The sequence below is a fragment of the Planctomycetota bacterium genome (assembly GCA_021414025.1).
Lineage (GTDB): Bacteria > Planctomycetota > Phycisphaerae > Phycisphaerales > SM1A02 > SYAC01.
Window position 1 is genome coordinate 356,426 of record JAIOPG010000007.1, and the last position, 15,658, is coordinate 372,083.

Below are 15,658 nucleotides of genomic sequence, written 5' to 3' on the forward strand. Positions count from 1 at the left end.
TTGATCTTTACTTCAGCACGCCGGCGCTGCGGGCCAGGAAACGTGGCGGCGGCCAGAGCACCACATCGCCGGTGCCGTCGGCGGGATCGTGCTGTTCGAAGCCGTCGTCTTCGTGATCAGGACCAACCGACCAGAGCACCGCGCCGCTGACCTGGACCTGGCCCCAAGGCGTGCCCAGCGGCTGATCCTTCTCCAGCACGCGATAGTTCAACCTTTCATAATCCTTCGAATAGGGGTCGAAGTTCATGCGCCGCATTCCGTAAATGGGAAACGCGTTGGCGAGGATCGACGGATACTGCTTGGAGCTGTCCAGGTAGAAGCCGCAGAGCGCCGCGCTCATGGCGGTGCCGTCGATCTCCGCAATCAGGCGCAAGCGCGCGTCGAAGACCTGCTGCAGATTCTCCACGAAGAGCGTGACCAGGGCGTACTTGCTTTGGTTGAGCTTGGAGAACTGCGTCGGCACGTCCAGGATCGGGTCGTAGAAGCGCATCCTCCAGCGCCGCCACCAATCGTCGTAGATCCCCGCCAGTTTTTCCATGCTCGCCTCGAGGCTGCCATGCACCTTGCCCAGCTCGCGCCATCTCGCCGAGGCCCCGAAGCGCGTCAGCGGCGAATTGATCGACTGCACGGCGCCGAACTTGTCCGCAAAGTACTGGTCATCCGGTTGCCCCGACGCGTTGAAGGCCTTGGGCATCGACTCGGTGAGAATGATCCGGTCGCCCTCGGGCAGCTCCAGACGCTTCAACCGCTCGTTGTCCCCCGGCTTGATGTAGGGATAGCCCTTGATCGCCATGCGCTGAAGCGTGGCCACCGGCAGCTGCTCCAGATTCGCCGCCATGTAGACGCGATTCGCCTCAAGGAGCCGCGACATGAGGTTCATGCCGGCCATTTTCTCCGCTTCCATCCGCTGCTCGCTCACCTGCCGCAGCACGCGCAGCATCGCCAGCGAAAGGTCGAAGGCCGGGTCAAACTTCTTGGCCTCCGCGTCCACATACATGGAGACCGCGGTGTAGGCCGTCAAGCCGCGCATCGCGTTGAGATAGGGCAGCGCCGCCTCGCCGGGCGCGGAGCCGGGCAGCGCCGCGATGCCTTTCGCCTTCCATTTCGGATCCAGGCCCTCTTCGCCATAGGGAATGCCCAGCACGAAGCAATTCTGCGCCTTCATGATCGCGTCGCGCAGGGCGGGATTGGCCGCGACCCATTTCTTCCACTCCGCGAAACCTTCCATGCCGGGCCAGATGTCCTCCGGTGACGGTGCAGTGGCGGAGGGCATGGGCGTGGCGGCGATCCACGCAGGGAAGAGAACATTGGCGCTGCGATTCTTCTCGCTCACACCTTTCCAGAACACGTTGAGTTCGTTCAGTGCGACGACGCCCTTGCTGGCCTCGAGCGCGCTCTTGGCCTTGGGAGCCGGTGCGGACTTCTCCTCAACGGGAGCTTCAGGGGGAGTCTTGGCGTCGGGCGGTGCCGGCTTCTCGGCGGGCGCGTCGGGCGGACTCTTGGCCGGATTGGCCGGCGTACTTTGGGCCAGGACCGGTGCATTCAACGAAAGTGCCAGAAGAAGTGCGATTCGAATGTGCATGGGGTGGTCTCGAATGGGAAGAGCGGAAATCATAGCCAACTGCTGGCGGTCAGGCCGCTGGTCGCTAAACTTGCCGCCCTTGGCTTTGTTGCGGATGGGCGGCATTCATGTGGGTGCCCCGTCGTGCGGCGGCCGGGAACGAGGAGCGCGTCATGATCGTCGGAGTCCCATCTGAAGTGAAGCCTGATGAGTATCGAGTCGGCATGCGCCCGGTGGGCGCCGAGGTTCTGGTCCGCGAGGGACACACCGTGTTCGTGCAGGCGGGGGCGGGCCTGGGCAGCGGCTTCTCCGACGACCTCTATGTCAGCGCCGGGGCCACCATCTGCAAGACCGCCGAGGATGTCTGGGCCAAGTCCGATCTGATCGTCAAGGTGAAGGAGCCGCAGCCCGCGGAGATCGCCAGGATCAAGCCGGGACAGACGCTCTTCACCTATTTCCACTTCGCCGCTGACCGCAACCTCACCATCGGCTGCCTCGAGCGCAAATGCGTCGCCTGCGCCTACGAGACGTTGACCAACGACCAGGACAAGCTTCCGCTGCTGACTCCGATGAGCGAGATCGCCGGCAAGCTCTCGATTCAGGAAGGCGCCAAGTATCTGGAGCGCCCCTTCGGCGGGCGCGGCGTGCTGCTGGGCGGCGTCCCCGGCGTGGAGCCCGGACGCGTGCTCATCATCGGCGCCGGTGACGTCGGCACTTGCGCAGCGCGAATGGCCGCAGGACTGGGCGCCAACGTCGCGCTGCTGGACATCAACATCGACCGCCTGCGCTATCTGGACGAGGTGCTGCCGGAAAATGTGCAGACCATCTACAGCGATCCGCAGGCGATCCGCGAGCGCATCGCGTGGGCAGATCTGATCATCGGCGCCGTCCTGGTGCCGGGAGCCAAGGCGCCGCACCTGATCCGCCGCGAAGATCTCAAGCACATCCGGCCGGGCTCGGTGATCGTGGATGTCGCCATCGACCAGGGCGGCTGCGTGGAGACCGCCCGCGTGACCACCCACCGCAATCCCACCTATGAGATCGACGGCGTCGTGCATTACTGCGTCGGCAACATGCCCGGCGCGGTCGCCCGCACCAGCACCATCGCTCTGACCAATGTCACGCTGCCCTGGGTTCAGAAGCTGGCCAAGCATGGCGCGCATCAGTTGGCGAAGATGGACCACCACTTCTCCAACTGCATCAACATGGACAATGGCAAGCTGACCAACCGTCCGGTCGCCGAGGCCCACCAACTTGATTTCGCCGGTGCCGCAGCGTGAGCCCGGACGCCGCTGATCGGCGCGGAGCCACTTCACCCGAAGCGCGCCGATGAAAAAAACGAGCGCCCATCCGCTGCCCTGTCCCGCCAAGTGCAACGTCTTCATCGCCGGATCGGGCGGACGCGAGCACGCCCTGGCGTGGAAGCTGAAGCAGAGTCCGCGCTTGGGGAAATTATGGGTGGACCCCAAGGCCAACGCCGGATTGCGCCAGCTCGGCGAGGTCTGTCCGCAGAGCCTGGATCCGAAGAACAAGTTTCACTTCCGCCGCTTCCTTGAGAAGGAATCCATCCACCTTGTGGTGGTCGGCCCCGAGGCTCTGCTCGCTGCAGGCTTCGCCGACGAATACCACGATCCGCCCAACCGCCTGGTCTTCGGCCCCACCAAGGCCGCCTCCAAGTTGGAGTGGGACAAGGCGTGGTGCAAGCAGGTGCTGCGCTCCGCCGGCGTGGTGATGGCGGAGGGCAAATCATTCACGCAGCTCGATGCAGCGCTGAACTACATCCGCAGCCGCGAGGATCCCGTGGTGGTGAAGGCGACGGGCCTCTGCGCCGGCAAGGGAGTCACCGTCTGCAACAACAAGGATGAGGCCATCGCCGCGGCGACCGCGGCGCTCGAGTCAAAGGTCCACGGAGAGGCCGGCGCCACCATCGTCATTGAAGAGCGCCTGCACGGACAGGAGATCAGTGTGCTGGCGCTGGTGGATGGAAAAACCATCTGGATGCTCGACGCCTGCCAGGACCACAAGCAAGTCGGCGAGGGCGACCTCGGCCCCAACACCGGCGGCATGGGCGCCTACTCGCCCACTCCACTGGCCACCGACGCCGTGCTGCGCACGCTGGAGCGCGACGTCTTCGTGCCCACGCTCGACGCGCTGCGCCGCGAGGAGATCGAGTTCCGCGGAGTGCTCTTCGCGGGCATCATCCTGACCCACGCCGGACCAAAGGTGCTTGAGTTCAATTGCCGCTTCGGCGATCCCGAAACGCAATCCCTGATGGCGCGATGGCGCGGCGACCTGCTCGAGGCGCTCTGGCTCACGTCGTCGGGTCAGCTGGACCAGGCGGACATCTCCTTCGAGCGCGGATCAAGCTGCTGCGTGGTGGTCTGCGCCGAGGGCTATCCGGGCAAGCCGCGCACCGGCGACCCGATTGCCGGCATCGACGAGGCCGAGCAGATGGGTTCCGCCGATCAGAAAGTCGTCTGCTTCCATGCCTCGACGGCGCCGGGAAACTCAGGCATGCCGATGACCTCGGGCGGCCGCGTGATCGGCGTGACCGCGGTGGCCGCCGATCTGGTCCAGGCAAGCCGGCTGGCCACGCAAGCCGCGGCCCGCATTCGCTTTGAGGGAGCCTTTTTCCGCCGCGACATCGGCGGCCGGGTCCTCGAGCCCTCCTCCAGGCCCGTCGGCAAGCCCGTTCCGTGAGCCGCGCTTCGGCCTGCGAATCGCCTCCCAAATCTCAATATGGCCCGCCGGATGTTGAAATTCCTTGAGGAATCCGGAACTCCCGGCTAATCTCGGACGGATCATTGACCGTTGATCGGTGTGCCCGCGTTGTTTTGACCGCAAGATGTTGTAGACCCTCTCGGAGACCCTCTTAAAATGTTCCGTCTGTCAAGTTCATTCGCCGTCTTCGTGCTGGTCGTTCTCTTCGCAGTCTCATCGCAGCAAGCCTCGGGCATCGGCGCGTCGGCCTCGACGACGACCGTGTCGAAGAGCCCGACTACAAGTTCAACAACGAGTTCCAGCAAGGGCATCGACCTGGTGAGCCCCGCCGACCAGGCTTCGAAGCGTCCTTCGATCGGAACGACCTCAGATCAATCCTCGACGGAAACCGACTCCGACCTGAAGCCGCGCGTGCTGGCCGACAAGAGCCGGACCACCGGGCCGAATTCCATGGATGCGGTTCTTTCACAGGGCGGACCCAACCGCGGCATCCGCTCCGGCCGCATCGTGGTCAAGTTCCTCGATGAGCTCAAGGTCCGATGCAATCCCAATTCCGCCGGCGGCAAGCTCACCACAGCTTCGATGCGCGCGCCAAAGAAACCAAATGGTGTCATCGGCCAGGAAACTCAGATCTCCGAGGCTCTCGCGCTCGTCGATCGATTCGGTGGAAAAGTCGAGCAGGCCATCCACAAGACCACCGCGCAGCTCAGCGCGCTGGAGCAGCGCGCCGCCGCACGCACCGGCACCAAGCAGCCTGATCTGGCGGGATACATCTTCCTTACCGTCGATCCCTCGGCGCTGACTGCGGCCGCCGAAGCCTTCAATGACCTCGACTGCGTTGAATTCGCCCAGGTCGATTACCTGCCCATTCCCGCGCAGAGCGGCTGCCCCGACAAGGATCTGAGCCTGCAAAAGGGAATCTCCAGCGAAGGCGCGGACATCGGCATCAATTGCCAGACCATCACCGATTCCGGAGGCGCCACCATCGCCTGCACTCCTCCCGGACCGATCTTCGTCTTCGGCGACGCCACCGTTTTCCCACCCGTCGCTTTGAGTTTCATCGCCTTCAGCGCCTCCGGCGGTGCTGGCGCCATCTCCTGCAACCGTCCTTCGCGATGGGCAGGCTACAACCCGGTGATCCTTTCCGATCCGGCTTGCACCTCGTACACGCCTGCGGCTTCCACTCCGCTCACCTGGGACTGCACGCCCAACTGCAACCTGGGCAGCGGCACCGCGGGTCGCTGCGTGAATCCGCCCACCGGATTCACCTCGACCTCGGACTGTCAGTACGGCTGCCGTGACAACGCCTGCGCGACCTATCTCACGACCACGCTTGGATTCACGCTCTGCGCCGATCAGACCCAGGCCAACGGCTGGGACGCCACTTGCGCAACGCTGGCCAACATCTACTGCCCGCAGCTCAATGCCTCCACCCCGTACAACGGCATCACCGTGGGCCCCGGCATGCAGCAGACCGATCTGGCGAGCATGTTCTGCTTTGTCACCAATCCCGCCCTGCCGCCCTCAAGTTCCACCTATGCCTTCGACGACTCCGTGAGCTACGACGCTTGCTTCACGCTCCGCGGCCCTGCGGCCCCGGGATTCGTCGGCACCGCCGGCATCCTGAAGTACACCGACATCGGCACGGGCGACGGCATCCGACCCTGGGGCTTTTCCGGTGCGGCGTCGCTCTTCCCCTACCCCTTCCTGACGGTGGGCGCGCCGGCCGTGGCCTATCCCACGCCATCCTGCGACGCGATCTCGGCTGCAACCGCCACCCAGTTCATGGAAGGCGGCGTCATCAATCCGCTGAATCCTGGTGACTCAGCCAACGCTGCACTTGCCGAATACGACAATGCCTTCAAATCGGCGCCCTTCACCTTCTCGCACGACTGCTTCACGGTCGCCGACTCGATTCCCGGCTGCTACACCACTCCATGCTGCGTCTTCGTCTGCGTGAACGATCCCTCCTGCTGCGCCTTTGGCTGGGATGCCTCCTGCGTGGCGACGGCAAACACCAATCCAGCGCTGTGCCAATCAGGAGCGATCAACACCCTGGCCTGGGCACCTCCGCCACCGGCTCCGGGCGTTCCGAGCTTCGATGCGGTCCCCGTCGGTGCCGGTCCGGTCTTCTTCCGGGCCCGCAACCTAGGACTCTTCCGCACCAGGCTTCCCAACGTGGTCACCACGTCGGAATATGTCGGACAGATCCAAGCGATCGCGACCGCCTCGCTAACCACCGCCACTCCGGGCATCGTGCCGCTTTCGGCGATCACCGCGCAATCCAACGCCGCGTCGATTCCGCTGGGACTGGACGAGACCTACGCCTTCATCAACAGCGGATTCTCCGGCGGCGGCATCGATGTCCAGGGCATGGTGGACTTCTCCACCGGCATTGGCTTCGGCGGCACCAGCGTGCTGGGCAACCTGACTCAAGTCGGAGTGATCGACTACTCGGCGATCGTCGACCATGTGGATCTGCTTGGCCAGGTCACCGTTGAACCCGGCCAGACCATCGTTGTGCCCGCAGCGGGAACCTCCTCGCTCATCGATCCCGACCACGGCACCGCCATTCTTGGAATTCTGGTCGCGGCCGACAACGGCTTTGGCATCACCGGACTGCTGCCGCTCTCGCAGGCGATCTTCTTCCCTGCCGTCACCCTGGCCCAGGGCGGCCGCGTGGCGACCGCGATGGTCTCTGCAGGCGAGACCCTGGTGGACGGCGATGTGCTCTGCATTCCGCTTGAGTACGGCGCGGGTTTCACTCTCGCCAGCGATACCTTCATCAGCCAGCTCTTCGGCGTCGTCGACGGGCTTGGCACCACCATCGTGATTCCGGCCGGCAATGGCGGCTTCTCCGTGCAGACCCCCACCACCCCACCGATCGCGATCACGGTCGGTTCCTGCTGGCCGGGTCTGCAGACACCGGTTCCCTACGGCGCCAACAACAACCTTCTCACCCCCAACTCCGTCCCCTATCCCGGCAATGGCTACTGCCGATACCGCTCGAGCAATTGGTCGGAGAACATCGGCAACGGCGGCGTCGACTGCGCCGGATGGGGCGTGGGCATCTGCACCCTGGGTGCGGGCACACTTTTCAACGACGGCACCCGCCTGCAGACCTATCAGGCGAACTTTGGCGCGACCAGCGGCGCCTGCGCCATGATCGCGGGCCTGATCGGCGCGTTGAACGGATTCTCCGAAGAGGCCTTCGGCGGCAGCATCGGCACGCCGCGCATCCGTAACATCCTCAACAACGTCGCCACCGACAGCCAGGGCAATCCCACCGGCGGATTCCTTGGAAGCGTGAACACGCAGTGCCTTTACCCGCAGGGACAAGACCTGCCTTCGACAATCGTCGACATCCCTGCAGTTGTCGCCAATGGCGACATCCTGCCGGCCGGACAGGGCACCAACCACAATGTGGGCGGCTTCCCCAAGGCGCAGACCTGCCTCTCCCTGGTGCTCGCCAACGAGTCCTATCCGGGCGGAACGCCCTACGCCATCGAGGTGATCACCGGAACCAACGTCATCGGCAACAAGTTCTCGGTGGGAACGCTCAACAACAAATTCCTGCAGATCCAGGCCCAGCAAAAGGGCCGCGGCTCGCGCGGGTCGGGCTACGGACCGCCGGTCCAGTATGTCTCCATGGGACTGGCCACCGACGTCCAGGTGCGCTCCGTGCTGCAGGTCGCCTCGAACGACCTGGTCAACGATGTCCTCTTCCAGGGCTACGGCATGGTGACCGGCGGCGGTGCGAGCCAGGCGCTCGGCATTGTCTACGCCTACAACCGCCAGGCGAATCGCTGGGTCTATCTCAACTTCGGATTCCTCAACGGAGCCGTGCCGGCGCAGGGAGCGCCCAACGTCTCCGGAGCTCTTTCGGCCACCGGCTACAACGCGCAGGATTTCATTGTGACCCAGGGCGCGGAGCGCGTCGTCTACGCCCGCTTCCTCACCTTCGGCTTCGGCGTGGTCGGCCCCTACAAGGCCTTCTGGGATCAGCTGTTCATTCAGATGAATCCACCGATCATCTTCCCCTGACCGGCGCGAACTCGAAAGGACAGAGCGGGATTCGAACCCGCGGTACAAGAATTACCCTGTACACCGGTTTAGCAAACCAGCGCCTTCAGCCACTCGGCCATCTGTCCAAGGCACTCAATCGTGAGGCAGCAGTGTAGCGAGGTTCCACACCTGCGGACCGAGTTTCCAATGGGCCCAAGTGGCTCGCTCCGCTTGGCCCGCGGGCAAATGCGATAGGCTTCCACGCCAATGACCTCCCAACTGGTTCTCTGCCTGGCGGACGCGGCGATGCATGAAAGTACCTGGGACTGGATCCTGAGGGAGTTTCCGCGGCTCTTCACACAACTCGATGTTTTCCTGACCGATCTGGTCCGGGATTTCGGCGTCTGGACCTACCTGATCCTCTTCCTCATCATCTTCTGCGAGACCGGGCTGGTGGTGATGCCATTCCTTCCCGGCGACTCGCTGCTCTTTGCCGCCGGAGCCGTCTGCGCCGTTGAGCACTCCCCCGTGCAGGCGGGCTGGATGGCGCTGGTCCTGTTTTGCGCGGCCGTTCTGGGCGACTCGGTCAACTACGGGGTTGGCCGCCTCGTCGGTCCCGCGGCCTTCGATCGGAAGATCCGCTTCCTCAATCCGAAGAACCTGGAGCGGACCCGGGAATTTTTCCGCCGTCACGGCGGCAAGGCCATCATTCTGGCCCGCTTCGCGCCGATCATCCGCACCTGCACTCCCTTCGTCGCCGGCGTGGGCAGCATGAACTACCGGCGCTTCCTGGCCATGAGCGTGCTGGGCAGCGTGCTTTGGATCGGGCTCTTCGTCTTCGCCGGGTGGGGCTTCGGCAATCTCCCTTTCATCAAGGCCAACTTCAGCAAAGTGGTGCTGACGATCATCCTGATCAGCCTGCTGCCGATCGCGCTGGAGTGGTGGAAGATCCGGCGCACGAAGGCGGTGCGCAAAACATGATTCTGGCGAACCACGAACATGTCTTTCCGATCGCGAACTATTCGGGTTTCATGTCCTTGTTTTTCCTGGGCATCGCCGCGCTGCTGACGCTCGACTTGGGAATTCTTCACCGCTCGACCAAGGTGATCCACTGGAAGTCCGCGCTCAAAAGCGTGATTGGCTGGACCGTCCTCGCGCTGCTGTTCAATGTGTTTTTCTGGTGGCTCTGCAAGGGATGGCTCGCAGCCGACCCCTCGGTGCTGGCCGGCAGCGAGTACGCCGCCAAAGACGGATCCTATTCCGCCGCCGGCGCAGCCAATCAAATCGGACTGCAGTGGCTGGCCAGCTACATCATCGAACTCTCGCTGAGCGTCGACAATCTTTTCGTCTTCGTCATCATCTTCCGCCACTTCACCGTCCCGGCCGGGCTGCAATACCGCGTCCTTTTCTGGGGCATTCTCGGGGCGGTCGCCCTGCGCATTTTGTTCATCACCGCCGGCATCGAACTGATCCATCGCTTCGAATGGCTGGCATCCATCTTGGGTGCCTTCCTGATGCTCACCGGCGTGAAGTTGATCGTGAAGTCTTCACAGGAAGACCACACCGATCCATCGAAAAGCGTCGGGTACAAATTGCTGCGCCGGATGATGCCGCTGACCAACGAGTTTCATGGATCCTTGTTTTTCATCCGAAGAAACCGCCGCTGGGTCGCCACGCCGCTCTTCGCGGCGCTGGTGGTCATCGACATCACCGACATCATCTTTGCGGTGGACAGCGTGCCGGCGGTGCTGGCCATCACCAAGGAGCCGATCATCGCCATTACTTCGAACATCGCGGCCATCCTCGGGCTCCGGGCCATGTATTTCCTGCTGGCCAACGCGGTCGATCGCTTCCATCTCTTGAAACCCGCCTTGGGATTGGTGCTTGCGTTCGTCGGCCTGAAGATGGTCTGGTCGTGGTGGTTCGCCACCTCGCTCCTGGCCATCCACTGGAGCCTGGCGATCGTGCTTGGAATCATTGTCCTTGGCGCGGTCGGCAGCCTCGCCTTTCCGCCGAAAATCAAGGACGCCGCGCCGCCGCTCTAGCCCGCGCTTTGCCTCGTTACACTCGGATCCATGCGCGTCCATGAATTTCAAGCCCGGGAGTTGCTGGCTCATGCGGGCGTGCAGGTTCCCGGCGGTGGCGTCGCGACCAGCGTGGAGGAGGCCGTCGAGGCGGGAAAGAAGATTTTTTCCGCGGGCAACTCCATCGCCGTGGTGAAGGCGCAGGTGCACGCGGGCGGCCGCGGCAAGGCGGGTTTCGTCAAGGTCTGCAAGAGCGCCGAGGAGGTCAAGACCGCCGCGTCGTTCATGCTGAGCCACCGGATGAAGAGCCCGCAGACTCCGCCCGAGGGCCTGGAAGTGCGCCGCCTGCTGGTGGCCGCCGGCGTGGACATCAAGAAGGAGTTCTATGTGGCGGTGCTGACCGACCGGGCCAGCCGCCGCAACATGCTCATCGCCAGCGCCGAGGGTGGCGTGGAGATCGAGCACGTCGCCGCAACGCGGCCCGAGGCGATCCTGAAGCAGCCGCTTGATCCCCACGCAGGGCTGCATCCCTACATGGCGCGAAAGATGGCCTTCCGTCTGGGCTTCACCGGCAAGGCGGTGAACCAGGCCGCCGACGCCCTGCTGCGACTGGCCGCAGTCTTCCTGCAGAAGGACGCCACGATGGCGGAGATCAATCCGCTGGTGCTCACACTGCCCGACGCGAAAAATCCCGACGGCCGCGTGATGGCCATCGACGCCAAGTTCACCTTCGACGACAACGCGCTCTTCCGCCACGACGCCATCGCGGCGCTCTTCGACGCGCAGGAGGAGAATCCCGCCGAGATCAAGGCCAACGAAATCGGCCTCAGCTATGTCGCTCTCGAAGGCTCCATCGGCTGCCTGGTCAACGGCGCCGGCCTGGCGATGAGCACGATGGACCTGATCAAGCTGCACGGCGGCGAGCCCGCCAACTTCCTCGACGTCGGCGGCAGCGCCAGCGAGGAGGCCGTCACCGAGGCCTTCCGCATCATCGTCTCCGATCCGCGGGTCAAGGGCATCCTGGTGAACATTTTCGGCGGCATCATGCAGTGCGACCGCATCGCCCGGGCGATCATCGCGGCGGCCAAGACCGTGGGCTTCAAGGTGCCGCTGGTGGTGCGACTGGAAGGCACCAACGTGGTCGAGGCGCGGAAGCTGCTCGTGGCGGCGAAGTCGGAGATCCCGACCATGCAGGCCGCCACCGACCTGACCGACGCCGCCCGCAAGATCGTGGCGGCGACCAAGTAAGCCGCAGGAGCCGCCCGTGCTTGTTCTCTTCGACATCGACGGCACATTGCTCAAGAGCGAGCATGTCGGCATCCACGCCATGCTCGATGCCTTCAACGAGCTGCACCGCGAGAAGACCTTCTCCTTCGAGGGGGTTGAGATCGCCGGCCGCCTGGACACGCTGATCTGGCGCGACATGGTGGGCCGCCACGAGATCGCCGGCGACGCCGCCTCGCACGATCTCTTCCGCGAGACCTACCGCCGCAAGCTGGCCGGCCGCCTGAAGGAGAACAACACGGTGCTGGCCCTGGAAGGCGTGGCCGAGATCGTCGAGCGCCTTTCGCGCGAGCCCAATGTGGAGCTGGGTCTGCTCACGGGCAACTATCCCGCGACCGGCCGGCTCAAGGTGGAGTACGCCGGACTGAGCCCCGACCTCTTCACCGTGAACGCCTTCGCCGGCGAGGGCGAGACGCGCCGCGAACTGCCGCCGGTCGCGCTGCGGCGCTACCGCGAGAAGCACGGCCGCGACATCGAACGCGAGCGCGTCATCATCATCGGCGACACGCCGCACGATGTCGACTGCGCCCATCACAACGGCTGCCTCTGCCTGGCGGTCGCCACCGGACAGTTTTCGGTGGCCGAGCTGCAGGCCTGCAAGGCCGATCACGTCGTCGCCTCGCTCAGCCCCGTCGAGCCGGTGGTGCAGTGGCTGCTGAAGCACCGGCGTTAGGGCTTTCATACACTGCCGTGCCCATGACGGATTCGTTCCACAACGTCTGCCGCGACTTTTACGTCAATCAGAAATTGACCCTGAAGATGGACCTGCCCTGGGGTCGCGAGTCCGTGCTCGAACTCTTCGACCGGCTCAAGGCCAGCATGCCCGCGCTGCAGGATCTGCGCCGCTACGAGCACGAGATTTCCCTGGAGAGCGCCGAGGACGAGCAGCGCAACTATTCCTGGGTGGCCCTGCGCCAGACCAGCCTGCGCAGCGGCTCGGTGAATCCCGCGGACCTGGGCGAGGCCTATCGGCTGCATCGACTGGTGCTGGAGACGGCCCCCTGGTTCCTCTCGATCCGGCCGCTGGACATCGACCACCTGGAGCTGGTCTTCGGCTTCGACTTCGAGGCCGAGGGCAACCGCGACGCGATCATCTTCGACGCCCTGCTGACGGAGAGCCCGCTGGGCGGACTCATCGAGAAGGGACGCGACGAGCCGACGGACATCCAGCCCTTCATCGGCCTGTCGCTGGACCAGGAGGAGGGCGTGCAGGCCTTCGTGGAGATCAAGAGCCGCACCAAGGGACTCGACGTGACGCCGCTGCGTTTTCCCAGCGAGCCGATCAGCGTTTTTCTGACGGTGCGCCGCACCGCGCCGATCGCCCGGCTGGAGGACCTGCCCGCAGCCATGGCGGCGCTTGCCGGCCACGCCGAGCGCCTGGCCGAGGAGCGCGTGATTCCAAGCGTGCTGGTGCCGATCCGCAATGCCATCCTGAGCCGGTAAAAAACAAGCGCGCCCTGCGGCGCGCCTGATGCATATCTGAATTTTGAGAATTACTTCGAGGTCTGCTCGAGGTACTTCTGCACGCTGCGGATGTCCGGAGCCAGTTGATTGCTGTACGAAATCGTGAAGGAGGCGCCCTTCTTGACCACCACCACGCGGCTCGCCGTCTTGCGGGCGATCCAGGTGCGGCCGCCGCGCTGCTGATGTCGGTTGTCGGTCTTGGCGCGCTTCTTGGCGAGCTTGGTCAGGGCCTTCTGCACCCGATCCTCCATCCGCATGAGGCGGAAGATGGTCTTGCGCGAGCTCTCGGAGGCGGGGATCTTGATCACCTTGAAAGTCACCTTGGCACCTGGCTTGATGGAAAGCGGCGCTGCAGTCTTGGTCGAGGCGGCGGATCCGGTTTTCTTCGCTGCGGTGGTTGCGGTTTTCTTCGCTGCGGTGGTTCCGGTTTTGGTTGATGCGTGAGGGGCGGCCATGGTGTCTCCTGAATGCCGCGGAATGCGGCGAGCCGCAAAATGTAGCCAAAATCACCGGTTTCGCCAAGTGCTCCGAATCATTGGGGAATCGAGGCCTCGGCCTCCTTCCACAGCTTCAGAAGGGCCTGGGTGCCGTGGGCGCCATGGCCAAGCTCGTTCAGCCGGCTGTAAAGCCGCTCCGAGAGCACCAGTCCCGGCAACGTCAGCCCCAGTTCCTTGCAGGTTTCCACGGCAATTTTCAGGTCCTTGGCCAGATAGGCCAGGGAAAATCCGGAGTCCCAGTCGTCCCGGAGCATGCGCGGCACCAGATTCGTGAGGGTCCAGGAGCTCGCGGCTCCCCCACCGACGCTCTCGAGCATTTTCCAGGAATCCAGCCCGGTCTCCCGGCTCAGGGTCAATGCCTCGGCGGCAGCGACCATGTTGGCGCCGACCAGCAGCTGGTTGACCACCTTGCAGAGTTGGCCGCTGCCCACCTCGCCATGATGCACGATGGTCTTGCCCATGCGCTCGAAGCAGGCCATCACCTCGGAGAGCGCCCATGCCTCGCCGCCGACCATGATCGACAGGGTGCCGTTGCGGGCGCCAAGGTCTCCGCCCGAGACCGGCGCATCGAGGTAGCTGACGCCCCTGCTCTTGGCGACCGCGGCGATTTTCTTGTCGAGCATCGGCGAACTGGTGGCCATGTTGACCGCGATCCGCGGAGGCGACTTCGCGCCGAGCACCCCTTGGTCACCCAGGAAAACTTCCTCCACTTCGGAGGGCATGCCGACCATGGCAAAGACGAATTCGCCGTGCTCCGCGGCCTCCCGGCTCGAGTCCGCCCACTTCGCCCCACGGGCCAGCAGCCCCTCGGCGCGGGATTTCGTGCGGGTGTGGACTGTCACGGGATGTCCCGCTTCCAGCAGGTGCCCCGCCATCGAAGCCCCCATAATTCCCATTCCAATCCAGGCAATCGGCGCGGCTGATGCAGTCATAAGCCCGAAATGTAGCGTCGATTGCGCCCGTCACACGACTGAAAAATTCTTCCGTAGTCGTCCTCATGGAGGACGCGGGAAGCGGAGGAAATGTCACAATGAACGGGACGAACCCCATCAAACGACCCGCCGTAGGCCGCGGACATCACAACGAGGAACCCCACATGACGCAAACCAACAATGCCGACATTCAGGAACTTGAACGACAGGTCGCCATCGCCGCCAAACCCTTTCAGGCGCTGGTCGCCGAGATGCAGCGCGTGGTGGTGGGACAGCACGACCTGCTCGAGGGGCTGGTGCTTGGCCTCCTGGGCAACGGACACATTCTGATCGAGGGCGTGCCGGGACTGGCCAAGACCACCGCGGTGAGCACGCTGGCCAAGGCGATCCAGACCGATTTCCAGCGCATCCAGTTCACGCCCGACCTTTTGCCCGCCGACTTGATCGGAACGTTGATCTACAGGGCCAACACCGGCGACTTCGTGGTGAAGAAGGGGCCGATCTTCTCCAACATCATTCTGGCCGACGAGATCAACCGCGCGCCGGCCAAGGTGCAGAGCGCGCTGCTCGAGGCGATGCAGGAGCGGCAGGTCACCATCGGCAGCGAGACTTTCCCGATGGCCGATCCCTTCCTGGTGCTGGCCACGCAGAATCCCATCGAGCAGGAAGGCACCTACAGCCTGCCCGAGGCGCAGGTCGACCGCTTCATGCTGAAGCTGGTGGTGAAGTACCCCAGCCCCAAGGAGGAGCGGCAGATCCTGGATCGCATGGCCCAGACTTCGGTTGCGCTGGCGATCCGCCCCGTGCTGCGCCCCGAGGACATCGCCAACGCGCGCTCGATCGTGGACAACATTTTCATCGACGAGCGGATCAAGGACTACATCGTCAATCTGGTGGTGGCGACGCGCGACCCCGGGGAGTTCAAGATTCCGGTGAAGGACCTCATTCAATATGGGGCCAGCCCCCGCGCCACGATCGCGCTGACCATCGCCAGCCGGGCCAAGGCTTTCCTGGACGGCCGCGGCTACGTCACGCCGCAGGACGTCAAGGATGTGGCACTGATCGTGCTGCGCCACCGCATCGGGCTGAGCTACGAGGCCGAGGCGCTTGAGAAAAGCAGCGACGACATCGTGAAGATGCTCCTTGAGCATGTTCCGGTTCCATGAGGCG

General features: G+C 64.1%; 12 protein-coding genes and 1 tRNA gene. 9 read left to right on the forward strand and 4 right to left on the reverse strand.

The window, feature by feature from the left end; translation table 11 throughout:
* Positions 1 to 7: 7 nt before the first annotated feature.
* Positions 8 to 1,582, reverse strand: a complete 1,575-nt coding sequence (locus K8R92_10660; GenBank protein MCE9620349.1) for a hypothetical protein — start codon at positions 1,580 to 1,582, stop codon at positions 8 to 10.
* Positions 1,583 to 1,734: 152 nt separating this feature from the next.
* On the opposite strand from K8R92_10660, the gene ald reads away from it, so the two are divergent.
* The 3 genes from ald to K8R92_10675 all read left to right on the forward strand — a co-directional run bounded on the left by ald (position 1,735) and on the right by K8R92_10675 (position 8,326).
* Entirely contained in the window at positions 1,735 to 2,841 is a 1,107-nt protein-coding gene (ald, locus tag K8R92_10665; protein MCE9620350.1) for an alanine dehydrogenase, read from the forward strand.
* A 49-nt stretch (positions 2,842 to 2,890) separates the two neighbouring features.
* On the forward strand, positions 2,891 to 4,261 hold the full coding sequence (gene purD / locus K8R92_10670; GenBank protein MCE9620351.1) for a phosphoribosylamine--glycine ligase: 1,371 nt from the start codon (positions 2,891 to 2,893) through the stop codon (positions 4,259 to 4,261).
* A 177-nt stretch (positions 4,262 to 4,438) separates the two neighbouring features.
* On the forward strand, positions 4,439 to 8,326 hold the full coding sequence (locus K8R92_10675) for a hypothetical protein (GenBank protein MCE9620352.1): 3,888 nt from the start codon (positions 4,439 to 4,441) through the stop codon (positions 8,324 to 8,326).
* A 16-nt stretch (positions 8,327 to 8,342) separates the two neighbouring features.
* On the opposite strand, the gene K8R92_10680 is transcribed toward K8R92_10675, so the two are convergent.
* Positions 8,343 to 8,433: transfer RNA gene (locus K8R92_10680), tRNA-Ser, on the reverse strand.
* Positions 8,434 to 8,593: 160 nt separating this feature from the next.
* Between K8R92_10680 and K8R92_10685 the strand changes: the two genes are divergently transcribed.
* Genes K8R92_10685 through K8R92_10705 form a run of 5 tightly spaced genes read left to right on the forward strand, consistent with a single transcriptional unit; the run spans position 8,594 to position 13,038 of the window.
* Complete coding sequence (locus K8R92_10685; GenBank protein ID MCE9620353.1) at positions 8,594 to 9,268, forward strand: DedA family protein; 675 nt, start codon at positions 8,594 to 8,596, stop codon at positions 9,266 to 9,268.
* Positions 9,265 to 10,332 carry a TerC/Alx family metal homeostasis membrane protein gene (locus K8R92_10690; protein MCE9620354.1) on the forward strand — a complete coding sequence of 356 codons (1,068 nt, stop codon included), beginning with the start codon at positions 9,265 to 9,267 and terminating at the stop codon, positions 10,330 to 10,332. Before K8R92_10685 ends, K8R92_10690 begins: the two co-directional genes overlap by 4 nt.
* 30 nt (positions 10,333 to 10,362) lie before the next feature.
* Entirely contained in the window at positions 10,363 to 11,559 is a 1,197-nt protein-coding gene (sucC, locus tag K8R92_10695; GenBank protein ID MCE9620355.1) for an ADP-forming succinate--CoA ligase subunit beta, read from the forward strand.
* A 16-nt stretch (positions 11,560 to 11,575) separates the two neighbouring features.
* Entirely contained in the window at positions 11,576 to 12,268 is a 693-nt protein-coding gene (locus K8R92_10700) for an HAD hydrolase-like protein (GenBank protein ID MCE9620356.1), read from the forward strand.
* 23 nt (positions 12,269 to 12,291) lie between these two features.
* On the forward strand, positions 12,292 to 13,038 hold the full coding sequence (locus tag K8R92_10705; GenBank protein MCE9620357.1) for a hypothetical protein: 747 nt from the start codon (positions 12,292 to 12,294) through the stop codon (positions 13,036 to 13,038).
* Positions 13,039 to 13,088: 50 nt separating this feature from the next.
* On the opposite strand, the gene K8R92_10710 is transcribed toward K8R92_10705, so the two are convergent.
* On the reverse strand, positions 13,089 to 13,514 hold the full coding sequence (locus K8R92_10710; GenBank protein ID MCE9620358.1) for a hypothetical protein: 426 nt from the start codon (positions 13,512 to 13,514) through the stop codon (positions 13,089 to 13,091).
* A gap of 77 nt (positions 13,515 to 13,591) precedes the next feature.
* A complete protein-coding gene (locus tag K8R92_10715) occupies positions 13,592 to 14,488 on the reverse strand; it encodes an NAD(P)-dependent oxidoreductase (GenBank protein ID MCE9620359.1) in 897 nt (298 codons plus the stop codon).
* Positions 14,489 to 14,652: 164 nt separating this feature from the next.
* On the opposite strand from K8R92_10715, the gene K8R92_10720 reads away from it, so the two are divergent.
* Complete coding sequence (locus K8R92_10720) at positions 14,653 to 15,654, forward strand: AAA family ATPase (GenBank protein MCE9620360.1); 1,002 nt, start codon at positions 14,653 to 14,655, stop codon at positions 15,652 to 15,654.
* Positions 15,655 to 15,658: the final 4 nt, after the last annotated feature.

Excerpts from the sequence above, each read along its gene's own strand:
- K8R92_10660 (MCE9620349.1), bottom strand. The coding sequence starts at position 1,582 with ATGCACATTCGAATCGCACTTCTTCTGGCACTTTCGTTGAATGCACCG.
- ald (MCE9620350.1), top strand. The coding sequence starts at position 1,735 with ATGATCGTCGGAGTCCCATCTGAAGTGAAGCCTGATGAGTATCGAGTC.
- purD (MCE9620351.1), top strand. The coding sequence starts at position 2,891 with ATGAAAAAAACGAGCGCCCATCCGCTGCCCTGTCCCGCCAAGTGCAAC.
- K8R92_10675 (MCE9620352.1), top strand. The coding sequence starts at position 4,439 with ATGTTCCGTCTGTCAAGTTCATTCGCCGTCTTCGTGCTGGTCGTTCTC.
- K8R92_10685 (MCE9620353.1), top strand. The coding sequence starts at position 8,594 with ATGCATGAAAGTACCTGGGACTGGATCCTGAGGGAGTTTCCGCGGCTC.
- K8R92_10690 (MCE9620354.1), top strand. The coding sequence starts at position 9,265 with ATGATTCTGGCGAACCACGAACATGTCTTTCCGATCGCGAACTATTCG.
- sucC (MCE9620355.1), top strand. The coding sequence starts at position 10,363 with ATGCGCGTCCATGAATTTCAAGCCCGGGAGTTGCTGGCTCATGCGGGC.
- K8R92_10705 (MCE9620357.1), top strand. The coding sequence starts at position 12,292 with ATGACGGATTCGTTCCACAACGTCTGCCGCGACTTTTACGTCAATCAG.
- K8R92_10710 (MCE9620358.1), bottom strand. The coding sequence starts at position 13,514 with ATGGCCGCCCCTCACGCATCAACCAAAACCGGAACCACCGCAGCGAAG.
- K8R92_10715 (MCE9620359.1), bottom strand. The coding sequence starts at position 14,488 with ATGACTGCATCAGCCGCGCCGATTGCCTGGATTGGAATGGGAATTATG.
- K8R92_10720 (MCE9620360.1), top strand. The coding sequence starts at position 14,653 with ATGACGCAAACCAACAATGCCGACATTCAGGAACTTGAACGACAGGTC.